The sequence below is a fragment of the Harryflintia acetispora genome (genome assembly GCA_004340125.1).
Lineage (GTDB): Bacteria > Bacillota > Clostridia > Oscillospirales > Ruminococcaceae > Harryflintia > Harryflintia acetispora.
Genome location: SLUK01000007.1, coordinates 66091 through 85719 on the forward strand (window position 1 = coordinate 66091; position 19629 = coordinate 85719).

Consider the following 19629-nt stretch of genomic DNA (forward strand, 5'->3'; position numbering starts at 1 on the left):
GGATAAGGAAGATCGGATGTATACCTTAATCAAACAGGAGGGCAGGGCCCGGCGCGGTACCTTTACCACCCCGCACGGGACCATCCAGATGCCCGCTTTCATGAACGTCGGGACCGCCGCCGCCATCAAGGGCGGGGTCTCCTCGCTGGACCTTAAAGAGCTGCGCTGCCAGGTCGAGCTGTGCAACACCTACCATCTCCACCTGCGCCCGGGGGACGACGTGGTGAGGGCGCTTGGCGGGCTGCACGGCTTCATGAACTGGGAGGGGCCCATCCTCACCGACAGCGGGGGGTTCCAGGTCTTTTCCCTCTCGTCGCTGCGCAAGATCCGCGAGGAGGGGGTGGAGTTCCGCTCCCACCTCGACGGGAAACGGATTTTCATGGGGCCGGAGGAGAGCATGAAAATCCAGTCGAACCTCGGCTCCACCATCGCGATGGCCTTTGACGAGTGCATTGAAAACCCCGCCGAATATGATTACACCAAGCGCAGCACCGAGCGCACCGCCCGCTGGCTGCGCCGCTGCCGGCAGGAGCTGGACCGCCTGAACGCCCTGGAAGGCACGCTCAATCCCCGCCAGATGCTCTTCGGGATCAACCAGGGCTCGACCTATGACGACCTGCGGATCGAGCACATGAAGGTGATCCGCGAAATCCCCTGCGAGGGCTATGCCATCGGGGGGCTGGCGGTGGGGGAGAGCGCCGGGGAGATGTACCATGTCATCGAGCAGGTGGAGCCCTTCATGCCAAAGGACAGGCCCCGCTACCTGATGGGGGTGGGCACGCCGGCGAACATCCTGGAGAGCGTGCGCCGCGGGGTGGACCTCTTCGACTGCGTCATGCCCAGCCGCAACGCGCGGCACGGGCACGTCTTTACCTGGGAAGGGATCCGCAACCTCAACAACGAAAAGTATAAGCTCGACCCCCTCCCGCTGGACGAAAGCTGCCAATGCCCCTGCTGCCGCGGCTTCTCGCGGGCCTATCTGCGGCACCTGCTGCGCGCGGGGGAGATGCTCGGCATGCGGCTGCTGGTCATGCACAACCTCTATTTCTACAACTCCCTGCTCGAGCAGATCCGCCGGGCCCTCGACGAGGGCCGCTACGAGGAATACTGCCGCAGGTGGCTCCCGGTTCTCTCCACGCGCATTTGAGGGGAAAAATTCGCGCAAAGCGGGTTGAATAGCGGTCTGCTCCATGCTATAATAGGTTACGTTACACAAAAACAGACGTTATCGGAGGTAAAACAATATGCTCAGTTCTTATCTGCTCCAGGCCGGGGCCGAAGGCGCCGCCGGCGGCGGGATGGCGGTCATGCTCATCCAACTGCTCCCCCTGGTGCTGATCTTTGTGGTCTTCTATTTCCTGCTCATCCGTCCGCAGAAGAAGCGCGACAAGGAAATCCAGAAAATGCGCTCCGCCCTGGAGGTTGGCGATGAAATCACCACCGCCGGCGGGATCATCGGCCGGGTCGTCTCGCTCAAGGACGACACCCTGGTCATCGAAACCGGTTCGGACCGCAGCAAGATCCGCATTGCGCGCTGGGCGGTGCAGACGAACAACACCGTGCACGACGACGTTGCCGAATAACGAATAGTCGGCCGCGCCGTGGAATACAAATATAGCGAGGGCGCACACCGCCCAGTCTATATTTGTGAGGTGCTGTTTATGTCCGGCAACCACAACAAGGCCGAGCTTCACGGGCTCCAGAAATACGTCCATCCCCTGCTGTGGGGGCTCGGCGCGGGGTGCGCCGTCTGTGTGGCGCTGCTGCTGCTTTTATCCGCCGTGATCGCGGTGCGGGATATCCCGCACATCGCCTTCGACCCGCTGATGGTGGTCGTCGGTGCGCTCGGCGCCCTTGCCGCGGGCTATCTCAGCGCGCGGCTGACGAAGGAGCGGGGGATGCTCATGGGGCTTTGCGCCTCCTTTGCGCTCTTCCTGCTGCTGGTGCTCTGCAACCTGCTGATCACCACCTGCAGCTTCGGCACCATCCTGCTGGTGAAGCTCTTCGCCATGCTGCTCGCCGGGGCGATCGGGGGGATCCTCGGGGTCAACCGCAAGGTGCGCCCCAGATAGTTGCGCGCGGGTGCGAAATATGCTAAACTAGGACCGTAAATTTTTTAGGCGGGATGTTTTCGCCTTGTGGCGAAGGGCGGTATCCGCCGCCGAAATTCCCGGAAAGGATTGATTTTGAATATGAAACATATCAAAACCCTCAACCAGGCCAACCTCAAAAAGAGCGCTGCCAAGGGCGGCTGCGGCGAGTGCCAGGCTTCCTGCCAGTCTGCCTGCAAGACCTCCTGCACCGTTGCCAACCAGAAGTGCGAGAAGTAAGATTTTCTTTCCCGGGTTCGTGGCCCGGCCAAAGATGAACAAATCCTCGCGGCCGTGTCGTCAGGTACGGGTGCGGGGATTTTGTTTTGTAAACTAAGGAGAAGTGCAAATGATACATAGCTATTCCCTGGGCGGCTACAACATCGTGCTCGACGTGCACAGCGGCGCGGTGCACCTGCTCGACGAGCTCAGCTTCAAGATGGTTTCGCTGCTGGCCCCTCCCTTGAGCGAGGAGTGCCCGCAGCAGGTGCTCTACGCGCTGCAGGGGGAATACCCCCTGTCCGATATCGTCGAGTCCTATGCCGAGCTGTACGAGCTTTACAAAGAGGACCAGCTCTTCAGTGCGGATACCTACGATGAGTTCGCGGGCAAGATGGTCTCCTCCCCGATCAAGGCGATGTGCCTGCATGTGGCGCACGACTGCAACCTGCGCTGCAAATACTGCTTCGCCGGGACCGGCAACTACAGCGGGCAGCGCTCGGTCATGCCAATAGAGGTCGGGAAGAAGGCGGTGGATTACCTGATCCACCACTCCGAGGGGCGGCGCAACCTGGAGGTGGACTTCTTCGGCGGCGAGCCGCTCCTCAATTTCGAGCTGGTGCGCGCGGTGGTGGAATACGCCCGCTCGCTCGAGCGGGAGCATAACAAGAAGTTCCGCTTCACCGTCACCACCAACGGGGTGCTGCTGGACGACGAGAAGATCGATTTCATCAACCGGGAGATGTACAACGTCGTCCTCTCGGTGGACGGGCGCAAAGAGGTCAACGACCGGGTGCGCGCCAGGGTGGACGGCAGCGGCTGCTACGATCTGATCATGCCCAAGTTTAAGCGCCTCGTCGAGCGCCGGGGCGACGGGCAGTACTATGTGCGGGGCACCTTCACCAGCTATAACCTCGATTTCAGCGAGGACGTGCTCCATTTCTACCGCGAGGGGTTCGATCAGATCTCGGTCGAGCCGGTGGTGGCCCCCGCCACGGCGGACTATGCCATCCGCGAGGAGCATCTGCCGCGCATCTTTGAGGAATACGAGCGGCTGGCGCGGACCATGCTGGAGATGAGAGGGCGGGGCGAGCGCTTCAATTTCTTCCACTTCATGCTCGACCTCGACCAGGGGCCCTGCGCCATCAAACGGCTGCGTGGGTGCGGTTGCGGCAACGAGTATGTCGCCATCACCCCGGACGGGGACGTCTACCCCTGTCACCAGTTCGTCGGGCTGGACGGCTGGAAGATGGGCTCGGTCTACGACCTGTCGGTGGACCGCAGCATGAAGGAGGATTTTGCCAAGGCCACCGTCTACGACAAGCCGCAGTGCAAGGAATGTTGGGCGAAGTTTTACTGCTCGGGCGGGTGCAACGCCAACAACCTGCAGTATGGCGGCAGCGTGCGCACCCCCTATACGCTGACCTGCGAGCTTGAGAAGAAGCGCCTGGAGTGCGCGATTATGATGAAAGCCGCCGAGCTGGAACCCATAGAGGTGTAATCCGGACAGGTCTAGAAAATTCCCTCCCCTCATATACTGGAAGAGACGAGGAAGGCTCAGGAGGGGGAAGTTTGAAAGATGAATCTTTCAGACTTGTGATTTTGCCCCTTGGGGGTCTTGCAGCCCCCATTTCGGCTTCGCCGAAACCGGCGCAAATTCCGGGAAAGGAAGGGACATCATCATTGGGAACAATTCGGACAAGGACCGCCCTGCCGCGTCAGGTGCGTTCCTTCTGGGAAAAGACGAGGGAGAACCTGCCGCTGATCCTGCTCGGGGCGCTCTTTGTACTTGGGGCGCTCTGCGGCAGCGGGCTGTATCAGACGATGAGCCCAAAGACTTCATCCATGCTCATGCTGCTTCTTTCGGGCAGCGGGACGGGGGAGGAGTTTCACTTCTTTGCCGATTGGGGAGCCGTGTTCCTGGCGAATTTCGCGATGGTGGCGCTGCTCTTCCTGTGCGGCTTCTGTGCCATTTCGCAGCCGGTGATCGTGCTCATCCCCTTTGTCAAGGGGCTCGGCTTCGGGCTGGTGGCGGCCTATAACATGGTGCTGCTCTCGCCCTACTCCTCCTTTTTCTGGCTCAAGTTTATGCCGGGGGCCTTCCTGGCCACCGCGCTGATACTGATGTGCGCCAAGCAGTCGCTGGGGCTGTCCTGCTATGTCTGCCGCTCGGTGTTCTGCCCGCCCTCGGGGGGCGGCGCGCCGCGCCAAGCCCCCCGCCCAACCTCGCTGGTGGGGCTGTATGGAATGAAATACCTGTTCTTCGTGCTGGTCTGCGCGGCATTCTCGCTGATCGACGTGCTCTTCGATCTGGCATATGCCGTCGTCACCGGCTGAATATTAGAGAAACCGGCCGCCGCCGGGCGGGCCGGTTCAATCAAGGAAGGGAAGTTGAAAACGTGGGATTGTTTGGCGGAAGCTATATGAAGGAAGGACCGGGCGTTTCCAAGGACGCTCCGGAGAAAAAGCGGTTTTTCCTCTTTTTCGAGCTGTATTTTCGCAAGTTCTGGAAGATGATCGAGCTCAATTTGCTCTACGTGGTCTTTTTCATCCCGGCGGCGGTGGGCGCCTGGATGTGGCTGGTCGGCGGGGCGAACATCCTATGTACCCTGCTCGTGCTGATTTCCCTGGTGCTCTATGGGCCGGCCACCGCGGCGATGACCTATGTGCTGCGCAATTATGCCCGGCAGGAGCACGCCTTCCTCTTTGCGGATTTTAAGGACAACTTCAAGTCCAACTTTAAGCAGGCGTCCATCTACGGCGTGTTTTCGGCGGTCGTGATGATCCTCATGTCGGTCGCCATCTGGTTCTACCTGGGCAGCGCCAAGGACAATAAGCTGATGTACGTCCCGCTCATCATCGCCATGGCGACCTTCATCATCTTCCTGTTCATGAACTTTTATATGTATACCATGATCGTCACCTTCGATATGAAGCTGCCCGCCATGCTCAAAAACGCCTTTATCTTCGCGGTGATCGGGGTGGTGCCAAACCTCGTCTCGCTGCTGGTGGTCGGTGGGATCACGGTGGCGCTCGTGCTCTTCTTCCCCATCAGCCTGCTGTTCGTGATCGTGATCGCACTGTCCACCATGTGCTTTGTGGTGACCTTCAACGCCTATCCCAGGATCGAGAAGCACATGATCATCCCTTATATGAAGGAGCACGAGCCCGAGGAGAAGAGCGAGGACGAGGAGACCGTCTTCTCGGACGAGCGGCTCATCCCCAAGGAGGAAGAAGGGAAATAGCGTGAAAGGCGGGGGCTCGCATTGAAGCAGAAAAGAGAAGGGGAGGCACTCACCCTCGGCGCGGTGATCGTCGCGGCGGGCAAGTCCAGCCGGATGCAGGGCGTGGACAAGCAGTTCCTCGAGCTCGAGGGCGTGCCGGTGCTGATCCGCTCGATCAGGGCCTTCGAGGAGCTCGGCTTTGTGCGCGAGATCGCGGTGGTGGTGCGCGAGGAGGAAATTCCCCGCACCATGGAGATGGCCCGCGCCTTCGGCCTTTCCAAGGTCAAGACCATCTGCGCGGGGGGTACAAGCCGGCAGCAGTCGGTCTTTAACGGGGTGCGTACCCTCTCGCCGGAATGCGGCTTCGTCGCCATCCACGACGGGGCGAGGCCCTTCATCGACCCGGGGGCGATCGCCGCCTGCGTGGCGGATGCGGCGCGCTGCCGCGCGGCCTGCGCGGCGGTACCGGTCAAGGACACCATCAAGCTGCGCGGGGAGGACGGGTGCATCGAGGGCACCCCGCCGCGTGAGCGGCTCTTCATCGCCCAGACCCCGCAGGTCTTCGAGCGCTCGCTCTACACGGCGGCAATGGAAAACGCCCTGGCGCGCGGGGAGGACTATACCGACGATTGCCAGCTCGTCGAGGCGCTGGGCCACCGGGTCTTTCTCAGCGAGGGGAGCTATCTCAATTTCAAGATCACCACCCCGGAGGACCTGATTCTGGCGCAGGCGCTGGCGGCCGGGGAAATCTATTAAAGGGCGGCTGATGAATGAGAATCGGACACGGATATGACGTACACCGCCTCGTCCCGGGGCGCAGGCTGGTGCTCGGCGGGGTGGAAATCCCGCACGAGCTGGGGCTGTTGGGCCATTCGGATGCGGACGTGGTCATCCATGCGGTGATCGACGCCATCCTCGGGGCGTTGGGCAAGGGGGACATCGGCGCCCTGTTCCCGGACACCGACGAGAAATACAAGGACATCGACAGCCGGGTGCTGCTGGAAAAGGTGTTCAAGATGATGGTGATCGAGGGCTGCCGGGTGGGCAACCTGGATGTGACCATCCTCGCACAGCGCCCGAAGCTCGCCCCCCATATCCCGCAGATGAAGGCGCAGCTCGCCCACCTGCTCGCCTGCGAGGAGTCGCGGGTGAACGTCAAGGCGACTACCGAGGAGGGCCTGGGCTTCACCGGGCGGCAGGAGGGGATTGCCTGCCACGCGGTGGTGCTTTTAATCGATTAACGGCGCGGTGCCCGGGACTGTTCACCGGTCGCAGACCGGTGGTGAGATTGTGGGGCTGTCCGCCCCACGCCCCGACCCCTTTCTTTTGTTTGAAAAGAAAGGGGGAAAGAAAGCAAACAAAGGAGGGGACGCCCCTCCTTGACCACCCCTCGCGCGACCACGCGCGGACTATACATATTTTAGCACGCCGCATGTGTGGAGCCCCGCTCCGGAAAACCGGAGCGGGGCTTTTTGCCCGCGCAGGCAACTGATGGCAACAACGATTGCACCCCCTTCGGGGGCCCTTTCCCGCGAAGGGGGAAAAGAAAGAACGCTGTGGATACTCCACAGCGTTCTTTCTTTGGGATTATCCCCACAATATCCTTTGCGTGTTGGGAATATAATAAACCTTGATCCGGCAGCGGTCAGACATATATATAGCCGCGTTGGTGGTGGGCTCCGGTTGATGCGGCAGAGCCACGCAGTCGTGCAGCGGAAGGTGAAGAAAACGTTCATACCAGTAAGGGGTCAAATGAAGGTGCTCCCGCCCGGTTATGGCTTCAATACAAAAGATTTCCTTCGCATCCCTCATGCGCAACAGCGTCTCTACGGCGAGTATTTGAAAGACACTGTCGCCGGAAAACCAGAAGGCCAGCGGATACTCCCGCTCAATGATTTCATGGAACGCCTTGCAAACGGTCCGCTTGAGCGCCCGGATCGCGGCAGTGTTGCTTTCGTCTTCAAAGGGGAGCCCCGGCCGGACCATCGGAATGATGGCTACCGAGCGCTCATAAGGTATTTCAGTGAAGGGCATGGGATACCTCCTAAAATTTAAAAATGATCTTTATTAGATCATATTCTATCACTGTCTGGATTTAATATCAAGGTAGGAAGTTCATTATTAGAACATTTTATTTTGGTGAAAAGATGAAGATTAATTTTCCAGACGGTAAAAAGAACGTGATCGGATCAAATGTCCGCAAAGCAAGGAGGAGGCTCAAGCCGCCGTTAAATCAAAGGGAGTTGGCTGAGAAACTTCAACTGGCAGGGTGTGACATTGACCGTTTGACGATCAGCAGAATTGAAAGAGGCGAAAGACTAGTAACGGATTTTGAAGTTCGGGCTTTGAAAGAAGTGCTTGGTGTAAGTTTTGAAGATTTGTATAAGAACACAAATAATTAAGGACCAGGTTGCACCTGGTCCTTAATTATTATTGCACTTGTCCATTTACTATAAAAATGGTATAATATTCCTTACAGGGACACCAAACGCAGGGCGGCTTGTCACTCCCGAACGAAGGGGGTGATGCCCAATGGAGTATTACATAATAGTTTTAACCTTGTTACTACTGTTGGTAATAACCATAAAAAAATAGCCGCCCACGTCCAATGAGTGCGGCTATTTCTGCGTAAATCGGACAAGCCGTTTTGCGGTGTCCCTGTGTTTTTATTATAGCACACCCGCCAGAAAATGCAAGAGGGCGACCCCCTTCGCGGGGAAGGGCACAATCGTTGTTGTGATCAGTTGCCTGCGCGGGCAAAACAAGACGCGGCGTGCTAAAATATGTATAGTCCGCGCGTGGTCGCGCGAGGGGAGGTCAAGGAGGGGTATCCCCTCCTTTGTTTGCTTCTTTTGGGTCTTTTCTTTCAAATAAAGAAAAGACCTCAGGGTGCGGGGCGGAAGCCCTGCATCGCACCCCCCGCTTTTCCCTTGACAGATGGCAGGGGGGATAGTAAAATATTATAATAGCCTCATTGTGGAGTTTTGCGCCCTGCGCAGCACGGCACAGGGCTGTAAGAGCAGGAGAGGATGGTCCAATATGGTCAAAAGTATGACCGGCTACGGCCGGGCCCAGCGCCAGATCGGCGGGCGGGACATCACCGTTGAAATCAAGGCGGTGAACCACCGCTTTTTCGAGTTTTCCGCCAGGGTGCCCCGTATTTACGGATACCTTGAGGAGAAGCTCAAATCCTTCGTGGGGAGCCGCGTCGCGCGCGGGAAGGTCGAGGCCGGGGTCACCATCCTGAACCTGCAAAGCGGCAGTGCCGACGTGCAGATCAATCTCGACCTGGCCAGGGGCTATGTCTGTGCGCTGCGGGACCTGTGCGACCCGCTGGAGCTGCGTGACGACCTCTCGCTGAGCGCCATTGCGCGCTTCAATGACATCTTCACCGTGCGCAAGAGCGAGGAGGATGAAGAGGAGGTCTGGGCGGCGGTTTGCGAGGTCGCCGGGGAGGCGGTCGCCGCCTTTGTCGCCATGCGCGAGCGGGAGGGCAAGCGCCTGCGCGAGGACCTGCTCCAGAAGCTCGAGAGGATCGAAACGCTGGTCGGCACGGTGGAGGAGCGCTCCCCGCAGACGGTGGCGCAGTACCGCGAGCGGCTCTATCAGAAGCTGCAGGAGGTGCTGGGCGACCGCAGCGTGGACGAGGGGCGGGTGCTGACCGAGGCGGCCGTCTTTTCCGAGCGGATCGCGGTGGACGAGGAAACGGTGCGCCTGCGCAGCCACCTCTCCCAGTTCCGCAAGATTTTGGACACCCCCGAGGCGGTCGGGCGCAAGCTCGATTTCCTGGTGCAGGAGATCAACCGCGAGTGCAACACCATCGGCTCCAAGGCGCAGGACGTGCAGATCGCCGGGGTCGTGGTGGAGATGAAGAGCGAGATCGAGAAAATCCGTGAGCAGATCCAGAACATCGAGTAATCGAAGAAGGAGCCTCTCTGTATGAAACTGATCAATATCGGGTTTGGCAACATGGTGTCGGCCCAGCGCCTGGTGGCCATCGTCTCGCCTGAGAGCGCACCCATCAAGCGGATCATCGCCGACGCCAAGGAGCGCGGCAGCCTGATCGACGCGACCTATGGCCGGCGCACCCGCGCGGTGATCATCACCGACAGCGACCACGTCATCCTCTGTGCGGTGCAGCCCGAGACGGTTGCCAACCGCTTCATCGACGAGGATGAGGAGGACGAGGATGAATAAGCGCGGGCGGCTGATCGTCCTTTCCGGCCCCTCCGGAGTCGGCAAGGGGACGGTGCTCGCCAGGTACCGGGAGGAGCATCCCGGTGTGCGCCTGTCCATCTCGGCCACCACCCGCGCTCCGCGCCCGGGGGAGGCCGACGGCGAGCACTACTTCTTTTTGAGCCGGGAGCAGTTCGAGGAAAGAATCGCGCGCGGCGGTATGCTCGAGTGGGCACAGTACAATAATAACTATTACGGGACCCCGCGCGACTATGTGGAGCGCGCGCTCGAAGCGGGCGAGGACGTGGTGCTCGAGATCGAGGTGCAGGGCGCGATGAAGGTAAGGGAGCAGCTGCCCGAGGCGCTGCTGGTCTTCGTCATGCCGCCGAGCTTCGGGGAGCTGCGCCGCCGCCTTTGCGGGCGGGGCACCGAGGACCCCGAGACGATCAGGGGCCGGCTCTGTGCAGCCGCGCGCGAGCTCGCACACGCGCACGAGTACGATTATATCGTCATCAACGATACGGTGGAAAGCGCCGCGTCCACCCTTTCGAGGGTGCTCGACGGGGCGCGTGATCTGGTAAAATATAACCTTAACTTTATTTCGGAGGTATTACAAGATGCTCAGACCAGTGATGTCGCAGATTAAACGGGAAGACCAGAGCAATTATTCCTTTGTGTTCGCGGTGGCCAAGCGCGCCCGCGAGATCGCCGAGGAGATCGAGAACGATCCGGATTCGTCCGACTACAAGCCGGTGGACCTGGCGGTCAACGAGTTCGCGACCGGCAAGGTGAAGATGGGCCGGGTCGTCACCATCGACGAGAAATAGGGCCCGTGCGCAAGGGGGGAATGTCCCATGTGTTTTCGCGATAAGACCATCGTGCTCGGGGTGACCGGGTCGATCGCCGCCTACAAGGCGGCGCAGCTTTGCAGCGACCTGCATAAGACCGGGGCGCAGGTGCATGTCATCATGACCGGGAGCGCGACGAAGCTCGTCGCGCCGCAGACCTTCGAGACCCTGTCGGGGAACCGGGTCTCAGTGGAGACGTTCGACCGCAATTTCGAGTGGAACGTCATGCACGTCTCGCTGGCCAAGAAGGCGGACGTGTTTGTCGTCGCACCCGCCACGGCCAATTTCATTGCGAAGATGGCCCAGGGCCTGGCGGACGACATGCTTTCCTCGACCATCCTCGCCGCTGGCTGCCCCAAGCTCATCTGCCCGGCGATGAATACCGGCATGTATGAAAATCCCGCGACCCAGGAGAACCTTCGGATTCTGCGTGGGCGCGGAATTTCTATTGTCGAACCCGCCAGCGGCCTGCTCGCCTGCGGGGATGAGGGCAGGGGGAGGCTCGCTGATCTCCCGGTGATCGAGGAGGCCATCTCCTACGCGCTGCAAACCGGGAAGCCCCTCTGTGGAAAGCGGGTGCTCGTCAGCGCCGGGGCCACCCGCGAGGCGCTGGACCCGGTACGCTTTATCACCAACCATTCCACCGGGAAGATGGGCTACGCTATCGCTCTGGCCGCCAGGGCCATGGGCGCCCGGGTGACGCTGGTCTCGGCCAACGTGGCGCTGCGCGACCCCTACGACGTCGAGGTGGTCCCGGTCGTGAGCGCCCAGGAGATGTACGACGCGGTGATGGAGCGGCTGCCGGAAGCGGACATCGTGGTCAAGACGGCGGCGGTGGCCGACTACCGCCCGGCCGAGACGGCGGGGGAAAAGATCAAGAAGTCCGACGGGGCTCTGACCCTTTCGCTCACCCGCACCCGGGATATTTTATACGAGGTCTGCCAGAAGAAGGCGCCCGGGCAGCTGGTCTGCGGCTTCTCGATGGAGAGCGAGAACCTATTGGAAAACTCGCGCCAGAAGCTGCGGCGCAAGGGGTGCGACCTGCTGGTGGCCAACTCCCTGCGCACGCCGGGGGCGGGCTTCGGGGTGGACACCAACGTCGCCTGGCTGCTGACCGAAGGAGGCGAGCAGGAACTGCCGCTGATGAGCAAGCGGGAGCTGGCCGCGGTCATTATGGGGAAGCTCGCCGCCATGCTCGAGGCATAGAATTTTGACGGGAGGGACGATATGCCGCAGGTAGCGCAAGTGGCGGTGGACAAGGCGACTTCGTCCTTCGACAAGCTCTTTTCCTACCGCGTCCCGCGGGAGATGGAGGGGACGCTGCGCCCCGGCTGCCGGGTGATGGTCCCCTTCGGGGCGGGGAACAGGAAGCGCCAGGGGATGGTGTTCGCCCTGGCCGAGGCGGCGGAGGATGCTACGCTCAAGCCGGTGTCCGCCCAGCTCGACGAGAACCCGGTGCTGAGCGCCGAGCTGCTCGCGCTCTCGAAGCATCTGCGGGACACGGTGTTCTGCACCTATTACGAGGCGGTGCGCCTGATGGTCCCGGCGGCTTTGGACACCAAGGTCGAGCACAGCTACGCCTTAAATCCCGACTGGGAGGAGGACGGGGCGCTGAGCGCCGACGAGAGCCTGGTGCTCGGCTACCTCGCACACCGCCGCGCCCCGACGCGGGAAAAGGCGGTCTGCGACGCGCTGGGCTTTGCGGATGAGCGGGTGCTGCGCACCCTCTATGAGCGGGGGGCGCTGGTGCGCGAGGAGGAGCTGCGCCGCCGGGTGCTGGACGATAAAATCACCATGGTGCGCCTGTGCAGGGAGGAAGGGGCCTCCATGACACAAAAGCAGCGGGCGGTTTATGAGTTTTTGCAGGAATGCGGCACCGCCTCGCTCAAGGAATGCTGCTACTATGCCGCGGTCACCCGCGCGGTGGTCGACAACATGCAGAAAAAGGGCCTGGTGGAATACTACGAGCGGGAGGTCTACCGCAACCCCTACCGGGACCGCGTCCACAAGGCGGGGGAGGAGATCGTCCTCTCGGGCGAGCAGCAGCAGGCCCTGTCGGCGCTGGAGGAGATCCAGAAAAAAGGGGAGTACGCGGTCTCGCTCCTGTTCGGGGTGACCGGCAGCGGGAAGACCCAGGTCTTTTTGAAGCTGGCCCAGCAGGTGGTGAAGGTGGGGCGGGGCGTGCTGGTGCTGGTGCCCGAGATCGCCCTGACCCCGCAGACGATTGGGAAATTCCAGTGCTGCTTCGGCGGCTCTGTGGCGGTCATCCATAGCGCCCTCTCACTCGGCGAGCGGCTCGACGAGTTCAAACGTATCCGGCGCGGCGAGGCCAGCGTGGTGGTGGGCACCCGCTCGGCCGTCTTCGCGCCGATCGAAAACCTCGGGCTGATCATCATCGACGAGGAGCAGGAGCAAAGCTACAAGTCCGAGAAGACCCCGCGCTTCCACGCGCGGGACGTCGCCAAATGGCGGGCGCATTACCACAGCACCCAGCTGCTGCTCGCCTCGGCCACCCCCTCGGTGGAAAGCTATTACCAAGCCAAAAACGGGAAGTACGCGCTCATCCCCCTGCGCGGGCGGTATACCGGCTCGCGCCTTCCCGACGTCTATATCATCGACACGGCCGCCGAGGGCCTCGCGGCGGGCTCGTCGGTCCTCTCGCAGAGGCTCTGCGACGAGCTGTACCACAATTTACAGGCGGGGGAGCAGTCGATCCTGCTGCTCAACCGCCGGGGCTACCACACCCTGGTCAAATGCAAGGACTGCTCCGAGGTGGCGCGCTGCCCCAACTGCTCGGTCTCGCTGACCTACCACAGCGCCAACGACTCGCTGTGCTGCCACTACTGCGGCTATATCCAGCCGCGGGAGTCGCCTTGTGGGGAGTGCGGCGGCCAGCTCACCCGCTGGCAGGGCGCGGGCACCCAGCGCGTGGAGGAGGAGCTCAAAAGCCTCTACCCCGGCGCGCGGGTGCTGCGCATGGACATGGACACCACCATGCACAAGTTTTCCCACGAGGAGTATTTCGGCCGGTTCGCCGCGCACGAATACGACATCATGGTCGGCACCCAGATGGTGGCCAAGGGCCTCAACTTTCCCGACGTGACGCTGGTGGGGGTGCTCGGCACCGACCAGTGGCTCTTTTCGGACGATTTCCGTTCCTTCGAGCGGACCTTCGGCCTGCTCACCCAGGTGGTGGGCCGGGCCGGGCGCAGCGAAAAGCGGGGCCGGGCCTTCGTGCAGACGATGTGGCCGCAAAACCCGGTGATCGAGCAGGCCGCCGCCCAGCACTACGAGCAGTTTTTCGCGCAGGAGATCGGCACCCGCCGCCTCGGGCTCTACCCGCCCTTTTGCGACGTGTGCGCTTTAGGGGTCACCTCGCCCGACGAGGAGGCGGCGAAGGCCGCCTCACAGCAGCTGAGCGCGATCCTGGGCCGGATCGCCGCGCAGAGCTACCCCGACCTGCCGCTGCGGGTGCTCGGGCCGAGCGACTTCGCGCTATACAAGATGGGCGGCAAGTACCGGCGCAAGCTGATTTTGAAGTGCCGCAACAACGCGCGCACCCGCGCGCTGCTGCGGCAGGTGCTCGCGGCCTTCGAGGAGCAAAAGCAAAAGAAGAAGGTAACGGTGTTTGTCGACATGTATTACGATAATTTTTAATATGATGATTTAGGCCGCCCATGGCGGCATGGAGGTTATGTTATGGCCATCAGAATTATTGTCAAAGAGGGCGAGGATGTCCTGCGCAAGAAGAGCCGGGAGGTCACCAAGTTCGATGAGCGGCTCTGGCAGCTGCTCGACGACATGGCCGAGACGCTCTACGGTTCGGGCAACGGCGTGGGGCTCGCGGCCCCCCAGGTGGGGATCCTGCGGCGGGTGGTGGTGATCGATGTGGGCGAGGGGCTCATCGAGCTTGTCAACCCCGAGATCGTCTCCAAGAGCGGCGAGCAGACCGGCAGCGAGGGGTGCCTCTCCTGCCCGGGCGAGTACGGGATCGTCACCCGCCCGAAGAAGGTGCGGGTGCGAGCTTTCGACCGGCACGGCAAGCCCTATGAAATCAGCGGCGAGGACCTGCTCGCGCGGGCCTTCTGCCATGAGATCGACCACCTCGAGGGGCGGCTCTTCAAGGACATCGCCTCGCGCATGCTCGAGCCGGACGAGGTCTCGGGGGACGTGGAGGAATAACGGATGAAGGTTGTATTCATGGGCACCCCCGATTTTGCGGTGCCCACTTTACAGCGGCTGCTGGACGACCACCACCAGGTGCTGGCCGTCTACACCCAGCCGGACAAGCCGGTGGGACGGGGCTACCAGCTGCGTGAGCCGCCGGTCAAGGTCCTGGCCAAGGCGCACGATATCCCGGTTTATCAGCCCAAAACCCTGCGCGACGGGCAGGCGGCCGAAGAGATCGCGGCCCTCGCCCCCGACGCGGTGGTGGTGGTCGCCTATGGCAAGATACTGCCCAAGGGGATACTTGACATTCCAAAGTATGGCTGCATCAACCTGCACGCCTCACTGCTGCCCAAGTACCGGGGCGCCGGACCGATCCAGTGGAGCGTAATCCGGGGCGAGCAGGTCACCGGTGTGACCAGCATGTATATGGGCGAGGGGCTGGACACCGGGGATGTGATCCTGCGGCAGGAGACCCCGATCGGCCCCGAGGAGACCGCCAGCGAGCTGCACGACAGGCTCAGCGTGATGGGCGCGCAGTGCATCTCGGAAACCCTCAGCCTGCTCGAGGCGGGGCGGGCGAAGCGCCATCCCCAAAACGATGGGGAAGCCACCCTGGCCCCGATGATCGACAAGCACCTCGGCGAGCTCGACTGGAAGAAGAGCGCCGGGGAGCTGCACAATCTGGTGCGGGGGCTCAGCGGGTGGCCGGTGGCCTACACCTATCTCGACGGCAAGCTACTGAAAATCCACCGCGCGGCGGTGTGCGAACTGCCCTCGCCGGGGCCCGGCGTGGTGCTGGAGGGCGAGCGCTTCCTGGTCGGCTGCGGGGACGGGGTGCTCGAGCTGCGCGAGGTCCAGCTCGAGGGCAAGCAGCGCATGGAGGCCTCCCTTTTCCTGCGCGGGCGCAGGTGCGCCGGGAAAATTCTCGGAAAATAGACAGGAAATGGATTTTATAACGCTTCATTCACAGAACGTTAAACTCTTTGGGGTAAACTAAGTAGGTATGCTGGACTTCTTATAAAGTCCTGTAGAATGACCTGCGAAGGAAGGAAACGTGGCGATGTATCTCGGCTATATGTATCTCGATCCGCTGTATATTATCCTGGTGATTCCCGCGGTGATTATCGCGGCCATCGCACAGGCCAACGTGTCGGGCACGTTCAGTAAATATTCCAAGGTGCGCACCGCGCGCGGCTACACCGGCGCCGAGGCGGCGCGGGCGATCCTGGACGCGAACGGGCTGTATAACGTGCGGGTGGAGCGGGTCGCCGGGAACCTGAGTGACCACTTCGACCCGCGCCAGAACGTCATCCGCCTCTCCCAGGGGGTTTACGACAACGCCACCGTCGCGGCGGTGGGGGTGGCCGCCCACGAGAGCGGGCACGCGGTGCAGTACGCCACCGGCTACGCGCCGATCAAGCTGCGAAACGCCATCGTGCCGATCACCCAGTTCGGTTCCTCCCTCTCGATCCCGGTGCTGCTGCTCGGCTTCTTCATGGGGCTGCAGCCGCTGGTCTACGCGGGGATCATCCTCTTTTCGGCGATGGTCGTCTTCCAGCTGGTCACCCTGCCGGTCGAGTTTAACGCGAGCTCCCGGGCGCTGGCGATCATCGAGGAGCAGGAGCTGCTGGGAAGCGAGGAGCTGCGGGGTGCTAAAAAGGTGCTGGGCGCGGCGGCACTCACCTATGTGGCGGCGCTGCTGGTGTCGCTCATGCAGCTGCTGCGGATCATCCTGCGCTTCGGCGGCAGGAGGAGGGACTGATGGGCGGCGAGCGAAAGATTGCGCTCGATGCGCTGCAAAAAATCGAAGAGCAGGAAAGCTATTCCAACCTGGTGCTCGAGCGTTTGCCGGGCGGTCTCGGCGCGCGGGAGCGCGCCTTCGTCTGCGCATTGGTCTACGGGGTGCTCGAGCGCCGGATCACGCTCGACTTTGTGCTTTCCCGCTACCTCAGGCGCCCGGTGGAAAAGCTGGATGCGCCGGTGCGCGCCATCCTGCGCATGGGGGTCTACCAGCTGCTCTATATGGATTCGGTGCCCCCCTCGGCGGCGGTCAACGAGAGCGTGAAGCTCGCGCGCGCCGCGGGCAAAACCAGTGCGGGGAGTTTAATCAACGGGGTGCTGCGCGCGTTTCTGCGCGACGGGGGGGAGCTGGTCCTTCCGGGCGACCCGAAGAAGGCGGCGAGCGTGCGCTACAGCGCCCCTCAGTGGCTGGTTTCCAGCCTGATGGAAACTTACGGCGAGGCGGCGGCCGCCTCGTTTTTGGAGCATTCTCTTGTTCCCGCGCCGCTGACGGTGCGGGTGAACACCCTGAAAACCACCCCGCAGGCGCTGATCGCGAGGCTGCGGGACGAAGGGGTGGAAGCCGCGCCGGCGCGGGGAGAAGAGAGCGCTCTTATCCTCAAAGACAGCGGCTCCCTTCTGGGGCTGCCCTCGTTCCGGGAAGGGCTGTTCCATGTGCAGGACCTCTCCAGCCAGCTCTGCGTGCGCGCGCTGGATGTGCGCCCCGGCATGCGGGTGCTGGACGCCTGCGCGGCGCCCGGGGGCAAGAGCTTCACCGCCGCGCAGTACATGGAGAACCGCGGGGAGCTCATCGCCTGCGACATCCATGAGCACAAAGTGGAGCTGCTGCGGCAGGGGGCCGGGCGGCTGGGGATCAATATTCTGACGCCCCGGCAGCGGGACGCCGCCGTGCCGCAGGAGGGCGAGGCGGCGTTTGAGCGGATCCTCTGCGACGTGCCCTGCAGCGGCCTGGGGATCATGAGGCGCAAGCCGGAGATCAAATACAAGGACCCGGCAAAATATCGGGAGCTGCCGGACCTCCAGTATAAAATCCTGGAAACCTCCTCACACTATATGGGAAGGGATTCCATTTTAATCTACTCGACCTGTACCCTGAGACGGGAAGAAAACGAGCAGGTGGTGGACCGCTTTTTAGACGGGCACCCCGGTTTTGCGCCCTGTGAGCGCGAGGTTCTCGGCGGCGCATGGAGCAGGACCCTCCTGACGGGAGCGGATTATAGCGGGGACGGCTTCTTCATTGCGGCCATCAAACGCACGGGGACAAAGAAATGAAACAGGACATCAAATCACGCACAACCGAACAGCTGCAGGAGGAGTTTTCACTCCTTTCGCTGCCGCGTTTCCGCGCCGGGCAGGTCTACGCCTGGCTCCACCAGAAGGGGGCGCGCTCCTTTGAGGAGATGACCAACCTCCCCAAGGATTTGCGCGCCCAGCTCGACGGCCGGTATTACATAAACCGCCTGGAGGTGGAGCGGCGGCTGGTCTCGAAGGTCGACGGCACTGAAAAGTACCTGCTGCGCCTTGGCGACGGCAACTGCATCGAGGCGGTGCTGATGGAGTATCACCACGGCAACACCCTTTGCATCTCCACCCAGGTCGGCTGCCGGATGGGCTGCAAATTCTGCGCATCCACCCTGGGCGGGCTGGTGCGCAACCTGACGGCGAGCGAAATGCTCGACGAGGTCTACACCGCCGAGCGCGTCAGCGGGCGGACAGTGGGCGGGGTGGTGCTCATGGGGATCGGGGAGCCGCTGGACAACTTTGACAACGTGGTGGCCTTCATGACGATCCTCTCCTCCAAGGAGGGGCGCAATTTGAGCCTGCGGCATCTGTCGCTCTCCACCTGCGGGCTGGTGCCCGAGATTGAGCGCCTCGCGCAGTACCACTTCCCGCTGACGCTGTCCATCTCGCTGCACGCGCCGCAGGACGTGACCCGGCGGCAGATCATGCCGATAGCAAACCGGTATCCGCTAAAAGAACTCATGGCCGCCTGCGAGCGGTACTTTGCCGAAACGGGGCGCAGGATCTCCTTCGAGTACGCCCTGATCGTCGGCCAGAACGACACCCCCGCCCACGCGAAGGAGCTCGCAAAGCTCTTGGGCGGGAAGAATTGCCATATCAACCTGATCCCGGTCAATGAGGTCAAGGAGCGCGCCGCGCGCCGCCCGCAAAAAGCGGCGGTCGAGGCGTTTCGCGCGAGCCTCGAGCGCGCCGGACTCAACGCCACGGTGCGCCGGGAGCTGGGGAGCGACATTGCCGCCGCCTGCGGGCAGCTGCGGCGGGAGAGCGCTCGACAGACAGAGCAAAAGGAGGAACTTTGAGGTGCTCAAAGCGACGGGACTGACCCACAAGGGCACGGTACGTGCCCAGAATCAGGATGTCTTTCGGCTCAAGGTCCTGGGGGAGAGCCTCGGGTACGCCATGGTCTGCGATGGGATGGGCGGCGAGAAGGCGGGGGACATCGCCAGCCTTGCCACCATCGAGATGATCGACCGCTATCTCAAAAAGGGCTTGACGCCACAGCTGCCCCTCAACTCAGTGCGTTCTCTCATCATGACCGCCGTGAGCGCGGCGAACGCGGTGGTCTACGAGCAGGCGCAGAAGGACGAGCGCTTCCATGGGATGGGCACCACCCTGGTGATGGCCATCGTTTCGGGGCAGACGCTGCACATCTGCCATGTGGGGGACAGCCGGATTTACCTGGTCCAGGGCGGCGAGACCTTGCAGCTGACCAAGGACCATTCGATGGTCCAGATGCTCGTCGACAAGGGGGAGCTCAGCCAGAGCGAGGCGGACACCCACCCCAAGAAGCACTACATCACCCGGGCCATTGGGGTCGCTCCCAGGGTGGAGCCGGACTACGCGGAATACCCCTTCGGGCAGGGGCAGGTGCTGCTTCTTTGCTCGGACGGGCTGTCGAACTACCTGCCGCAGGAGCAGGTAGCCGAAGAAGTGATGAAATGCGTGCGGCAGCATTCGGCCGCCCCGCTGATCGATTACGCCCTGGCCGCCGGCGGCGCGGACAATGTGACCGCGGTCATCCTGACCGACGAATGAGGGCTCAGCGCAGCCCAACCTTGCGAAATGCGGAGGACCTGTGAT

23 protein-coding genes are annotated in these 19629 nt (G+C 62.0%); 22 read left to right on the forward strand and 1 reads right to left on the reverse strand.

Annotated elements, in window-relative coordinates; genetic code table 11:
- Window positions 1–16: 16 nt before the first annotated feature.
- From tgt to ispF, 9 genes are all read left to right on the forward strand, one after another.
- Window positions 17–1147: a tRNA guanosine(34) transglycosylase Tgt gene (tgt, locus tag EDD78_RS08780; RefSeq protein ID WP_132084703.1), complete on the forward strand. Its 1131-nt coding sequence runs from the start codon at window positions 17–19 to the stop codon at window positions 1145–1147.
- 97 nt (window positions 1148–1244) lie between these two features.
- Entirely contained in the window at window positions 1245–1583 is a 339-nt protein-coding gene (gene yajC / locus EDD78_RS08785; RefSeq protein WP_079700042.1) for a preprotein translocase subunit YajC, read from the forward strand.
- 78 nt (window positions 1584–1661) lie between these two features.
- The gene (locus EDD78_RS08790) at window positions 1662–2072 is read left to right on the forward strand and encodes a TIGR04086 family membrane protein (protein WP_132084704.1); all 411 of its coding nucleotides are present in this window, start codon (window positions 1662–1664) and stop codon (window positions 2070–2072) included.
- 120 nt (window positions 2073–2192) lie between these two features.
- Window positions 2193–2330 carry a six-cysteine ranthipeptide SCIFF gene (gene scfA, locus EDD78_RS08795; RefSeq protein WP_079700040.1) on the forward strand — a complete coding sequence of 46 codons (138 nt, stop codon included), beginning with the start codon at window positions 2193–2195 and terminating at the stop codon, window positions 2328–2330.
- Window positions 2331–2439: 109 nt separating this feature from the next.
- A complete protein-coding gene (scfB, locus tag EDD78_RS08800) occupies window positions 2440–3810 on the forward strand; it encodes a thioether cross-link-forming SCIFF peptide maturase (protein ID WP_132084705.1) in 1371 nt (456 codons plus the stop codon).
- A gap of 182 nt (window positions 3811–3992) precedes the next feature.
- Complete coding sequence (locus EDD78_RS08805) at window positions 3993–4646, forward strand: hypothetical protein (protein WP_079700038.1); 654 nt, start codon at window positions 3993–3995, stop codon at window positions 4644–4646.
- Between the two features lie 86 nt (window positions 4647–4732).
- Window positions 4733–5554, forward strand: a complete 822-nt coding sequence (locus EDD78_RS08810; RefSeq protein ID WP_132084706.1) for a YesL family protein — start codon at window positions 4733–4735, stop codon at window positions 5552–5554.
- Window positions 5555–5575: 21 nt separating this feature from the next.
- Window positions 5576–6289 carry a 2-C-methyl-D-erythritol 4-phosphate cytidylyltransferase gene (gene ispD, locus EDD78_RS08815; RefSeq protein ID WP_242942201.1) on the forward strand — a complete coding sequence of 238 codons (714 nt, stop codon included), beginning with the start codon at window positions 5576–5578 and terminating at the stop codon, window positions 6287–6289.
- 14 nt (window positions 6290–6303) lie between these two features.
- A complete protein-coding gene (gene ispF / locus EDD78_RS08820; protein ID WP_132084707.1) occupies window positions 6304–6774 on the forward strand; it encodes a 2-C-methyl-D-erythritol 2,4-cyclodiphosphate synthase in 471 nt (156 codons plus the stop codon).
- 346 nt (window positions 6775–7120) lie between these two features.
- Here ispF and EDD78_RS08825 read toward each other — a convergent pair whose 3' ends face one another.
- Window positions 7121–7567, reverse strand: a complete 447-nt coding sequence (locus EDD78_RS08825; RefSeq protein ID WP_132084708.1) for a hypothetical protein — start codon at window positions 7565–7567, stop codon at window positions 7121–7123.
- A 113-nt stretch (window positions 7568–7680) separates the two neighbouring features.
- Here EDD78_RS08825 and EDD78_RS08830 point away from each other — a divergent pair, with 113 nt between their 5' ends.
- The 13 genes from EDD78_RS08830 to EDD78_RS08890 all read left to right on the forward strand — a co-directional run bounded on the left by EDD78_RS08830 (window position 7681) and on the right by EDD78_RS08890 (window position 19584).
- Window positions 7681–7935, forward strand: coding sequence for a helix-turn-helix domain-containing protein (locus tag EDD78_RS08830; RefSeq protein ID WP_132084709.1), 255 nt, complete (start codon window positions 7681–7683; stop codon window positions 7933–7935).
- A 637-nt stretch (window positions 7936–8572) separates the two neighbouring features.
- On the forward strand, window positions 8573–9451 hold the full coding sequence (locus EDD78_RS08835) for a YicC/YloC family endoribonuclease (protein ID WP_079700033.1): 879 nt from the start codon (window positions 8573–8575) through the stop codon (window positions 9449–9451).
- Between the two features lie 21 nt (window positions 9452–9472).
- Window positions 9473–9730, forward strand: coding sequence for an extracellular matrix/biofilm regulator RemA (remA, locus tag EDD78_RS08840; protein WP_079700032.1), 258 nt, complete (start codon window positions 9473–9475; stop codon window positions 9728–9730).
- A complete protein-coding gene (gene gmk / locus EDD78_RS08845; protein WP_079700031.1) occupies window positions 9723–10355 on the forward strand; it encodes a guanylate kinase in 633 nt (210 codons plus the stop codon). Before remA ends, gmk begins: the two co-directional genes overlap by 8 nt.
- On the forward strand, window positions 10327–10536 hold the full coding sequence (locus EDD78_RS08850; protein ID WP_079700030.1) for a DNA-directed RNA polymerase subunit omega: 210 nt from the start codon (window positions 10327–10329) through the stop codon (window positions 10534–10536). The genes gmk and EDD78_RS08850 overlap by 29 nt, the downstream gene beginning before the upstream one ends.
- A 27-nt stretch (window positions 10537–10563) precedes the next feature.
- On the forward strand, window positions 10564–11763 hold the full coding sequence (coaBC, locus tag EDD78_RS08855) for a bifunctional phosphopantothenoylcysteine decarboxylase/phosphopantothenate--cysteine ligase CoaBC (protein ID WP_132084710.1): 1200 nt from the start codon (window positions 10564–10566) through the stop codon (window positions 11761–11763).
- 21 nt (window positions 11764–11784) lie between these two features.
- Window positions 11785–14214 carry a replication restart helicase PriA gene (priA, locus tag EDD78_RS08860; protein ID WP_132084711.1) on the forward strand — a complete coding sequence of 810 codons (2430 nt, stop codon included), beginning with the start codon at window positions 11785–11787 and terminating at the stop codon, window positions 14212–14214.
- A gap of 42 nt (window positions 14215–14256) precedes the next feature.
- Window positions 14257–14739 (forward strand): peptide deformylase, encoded by a 483-nt coding sequence (def, locus tag EDD78_RS08865; protein WP_079700027.1) that lies wholly within the window; start codon window positions 14257–14259, stop codon window positions 14737–14739.
- Between the two features lie 3 nt (window positions 14740–14742).
- A complete protein-coding gene (gene fmt, locus EDD78_RS08870; RefSeq protein WP_132084712.1) occupies window positions 14743–15663 on the forward strand; it encodes a methionyl-tRNA formyltransferase in 921 nt (306 codons plus the stop codon).
- A gap of 124 nt (window positions 15664–15787) precedes the next feature.
- Window positions 15788–16489 (forward strand): zinc metallopeptidase, encoded by a 702-nt coding sequence (locus EDD78_RS08875; protein ID WP_207668669.1) that lies wholly within the window; start codon window positions 15788–15790, stop codon window positions 16487–16489.
- Complete coding sequence (gene rsmB, locus EDD78_RS08880) at window positions 16489–17799, forward strand: 16S rRNA (cytosine(967)-C(5))-methyltransferase RsmB (RefSeq protein ID WP_132084713.1); 1311 nt, start codon at window positions 16489–16491, stop codon at window positions 17797–17799. The genes EDD78_RS08875 and rsmB overlap by 1 nt, the downstream gene beginning before the upstream one ends.
- Complete coding sequence (gene rlmN / locus EDD78_RS08885; RefSeq protein WP_132084714.1) at window positions 17796–18848, forward strand: dual-specificity RNA methyltransferase RlmN; 1053 nt, start codon at window positions 17796–17798, stop codon at window positions 18846–18848. Before rsmB ends, rlmN begins: the two co-directional genes overlap by 4 nt.
- 1 nt (window position 18849) lies before the next feature.
- Complete coding sequence (locus EDD78_RS08890; RefSeq protein ID WP_165873171.1) at window positions 18850–19584, forward strand: Stp1/IreP family PP2C-type Ser/Thr phosphatase; 735 nt, start codon at window positions 18850–18852, stop codon at window positions 19582–19584.
- The last annotated feature ends 45 nt before the right edge of the window (window positions 19585–19629 follow it).

What these genes read in the sequence shown, in the direction of transcription:
- EDD78_RS08790 (WP_132084704.1), top strand. Translation starts at nt 1,662, where the DNA reads ATGTCCGGCAACCACAACAAGGCCGAGCTTCACGGGCTCCAGAAATAC.
- priA (WP_132084711.1), top strand. Translation starts at nt 11,785, where the DNA reads ATGCCGCAGGTAGCGCAAGTGGCGGTGGACAAGGCGACTTCGTCCTTC.
- gmk (WP_079700031.1), top strand. Translation starts at nt 9,723, where the DNA reads ATGAATAAGCGCGGGCGGCTGATCGTCCTTTCCGGCCCCTCCGGAGTC.
- EDD78_RS08875 (WP_207668669.1), top strand. Translation starts at nt 15,788, where the DNA reads ATGTATCTCGGCTATATGTATCTCGATCCGCTGTATATTATCCTGGTG.
- EDD78_RS08835 (WP_079700033.1), top strand. Translation starts at nt 8,573, where the DNA reads ATGGTCAAAAGTATGACCGGCTACGGCCGGGCCCAGCGCCAGATCGGC.
- yajC (WP_079700042.1), top strand. Translation starts at nt 1,245, where the DNA reads ATGCTCAGTTCTTATCTGCTCCAGGCCGGGGCCGAAGGCGCCGCCGGC.
- rsmB (WP_132084713.1), top strand. Translation starts at nt 16,489, where the DNA reads ATGGGCGGCGAGCGAAAGATTGCGCTCGATGCGCTGCAAAAAATCGAA.
- remA (WP_079700032.1), top strand. Translation starts at nt 9,473, where the DNA reads ATGAAACTGATCAATATCGGGTTTGGCAACATGGTGTCGGCCCAGCGC.
- fmt (WP_132084712.1), top strand. Translation starts at nt 14,743, where the DNA reads ATGAAGGTTGTATTCATGGGCACCCCCGATTTTGCGGTGCCCACTTTA.
- scfA (WP_079700040.1), top strand. Translation starts at nt 2,193, where the DNA reads ATGAAACATATCAAAACCCTCAACCAGGCCAACCTCAAAAAGAGCGCT.
- rlmN (WP_132084714.1), top strand. Translation starts at nt 17,796, where the DNA reads ATGAAACAGGACATCAAATCACGCACAACCGAACAGCTGCAGGAGGAG.
- EDD78_RS08810 (WP_132084706.1), top strand. Translation starts at nt 4,733, where the DNA reads ATGAAGGAAGGACCGGGCGTTTCCAAGGACGCTCCGGAGAAAAAGCGG.
- EDD78_RS08830 (WP_132084709.1), top strand. Translation starts at nt 7,681, where the DNA reads ATGAAGATTAATTTTCCAGACGGTAAAAAGAACGTGATCGGATCAAAT.
- EDD78_RS08825 (WP_132084708.1), bottom strand. Translation starts at nt 7,567, where the DNA reads ATGCCCTTCACTGAAATACCTTATGAGCGCTCGGTAGCCATCATTCCG.
- coaBC (WP_132084710.1), top strand. Translation starts at nt 10,564, where the DNA reads ATGTGTTTTCGCGATAAGACCATCGTGCTCGGGGTGACCGGGTCGATC.
- EDD78_RS08850 (WP_079700030.1), top strand. Translation starts at nt 10,327, where the DNA reads ATGCTCAGACCAGTGATGTCGCAGATTAAACGGGAAGACCAGAGCAAT.
- def (WP_079700027.1), top strand. Translation starts at nt 14,257, where the DNA reads ATGGCCATCAGAATTATTGTCAAAGAGGGCGAGGATGTCCTGCGCAAG.
- ispF (WP_132084707.1), top strand. Translation starts at nt 6,304, where the DNA reads ATGAGAATCGGACACGGATATGACGTACACCGCCTCGTCCCGGGGCGC.
- scfB (WP_132084705.1), top strand. Translation starts at nt 2,440, where the DNA reads ATGATACATAGCTATTCCCTGGGCGGCTACAACATCGTGCTCGACGTG.
- tgt (WP_132084703.1), top strand. Translation starts at nt 17, where the DNA reads ATGTATACCTTAATCAAACAGGAGGGCAGGGCCCGGCGCGGTACCTTT.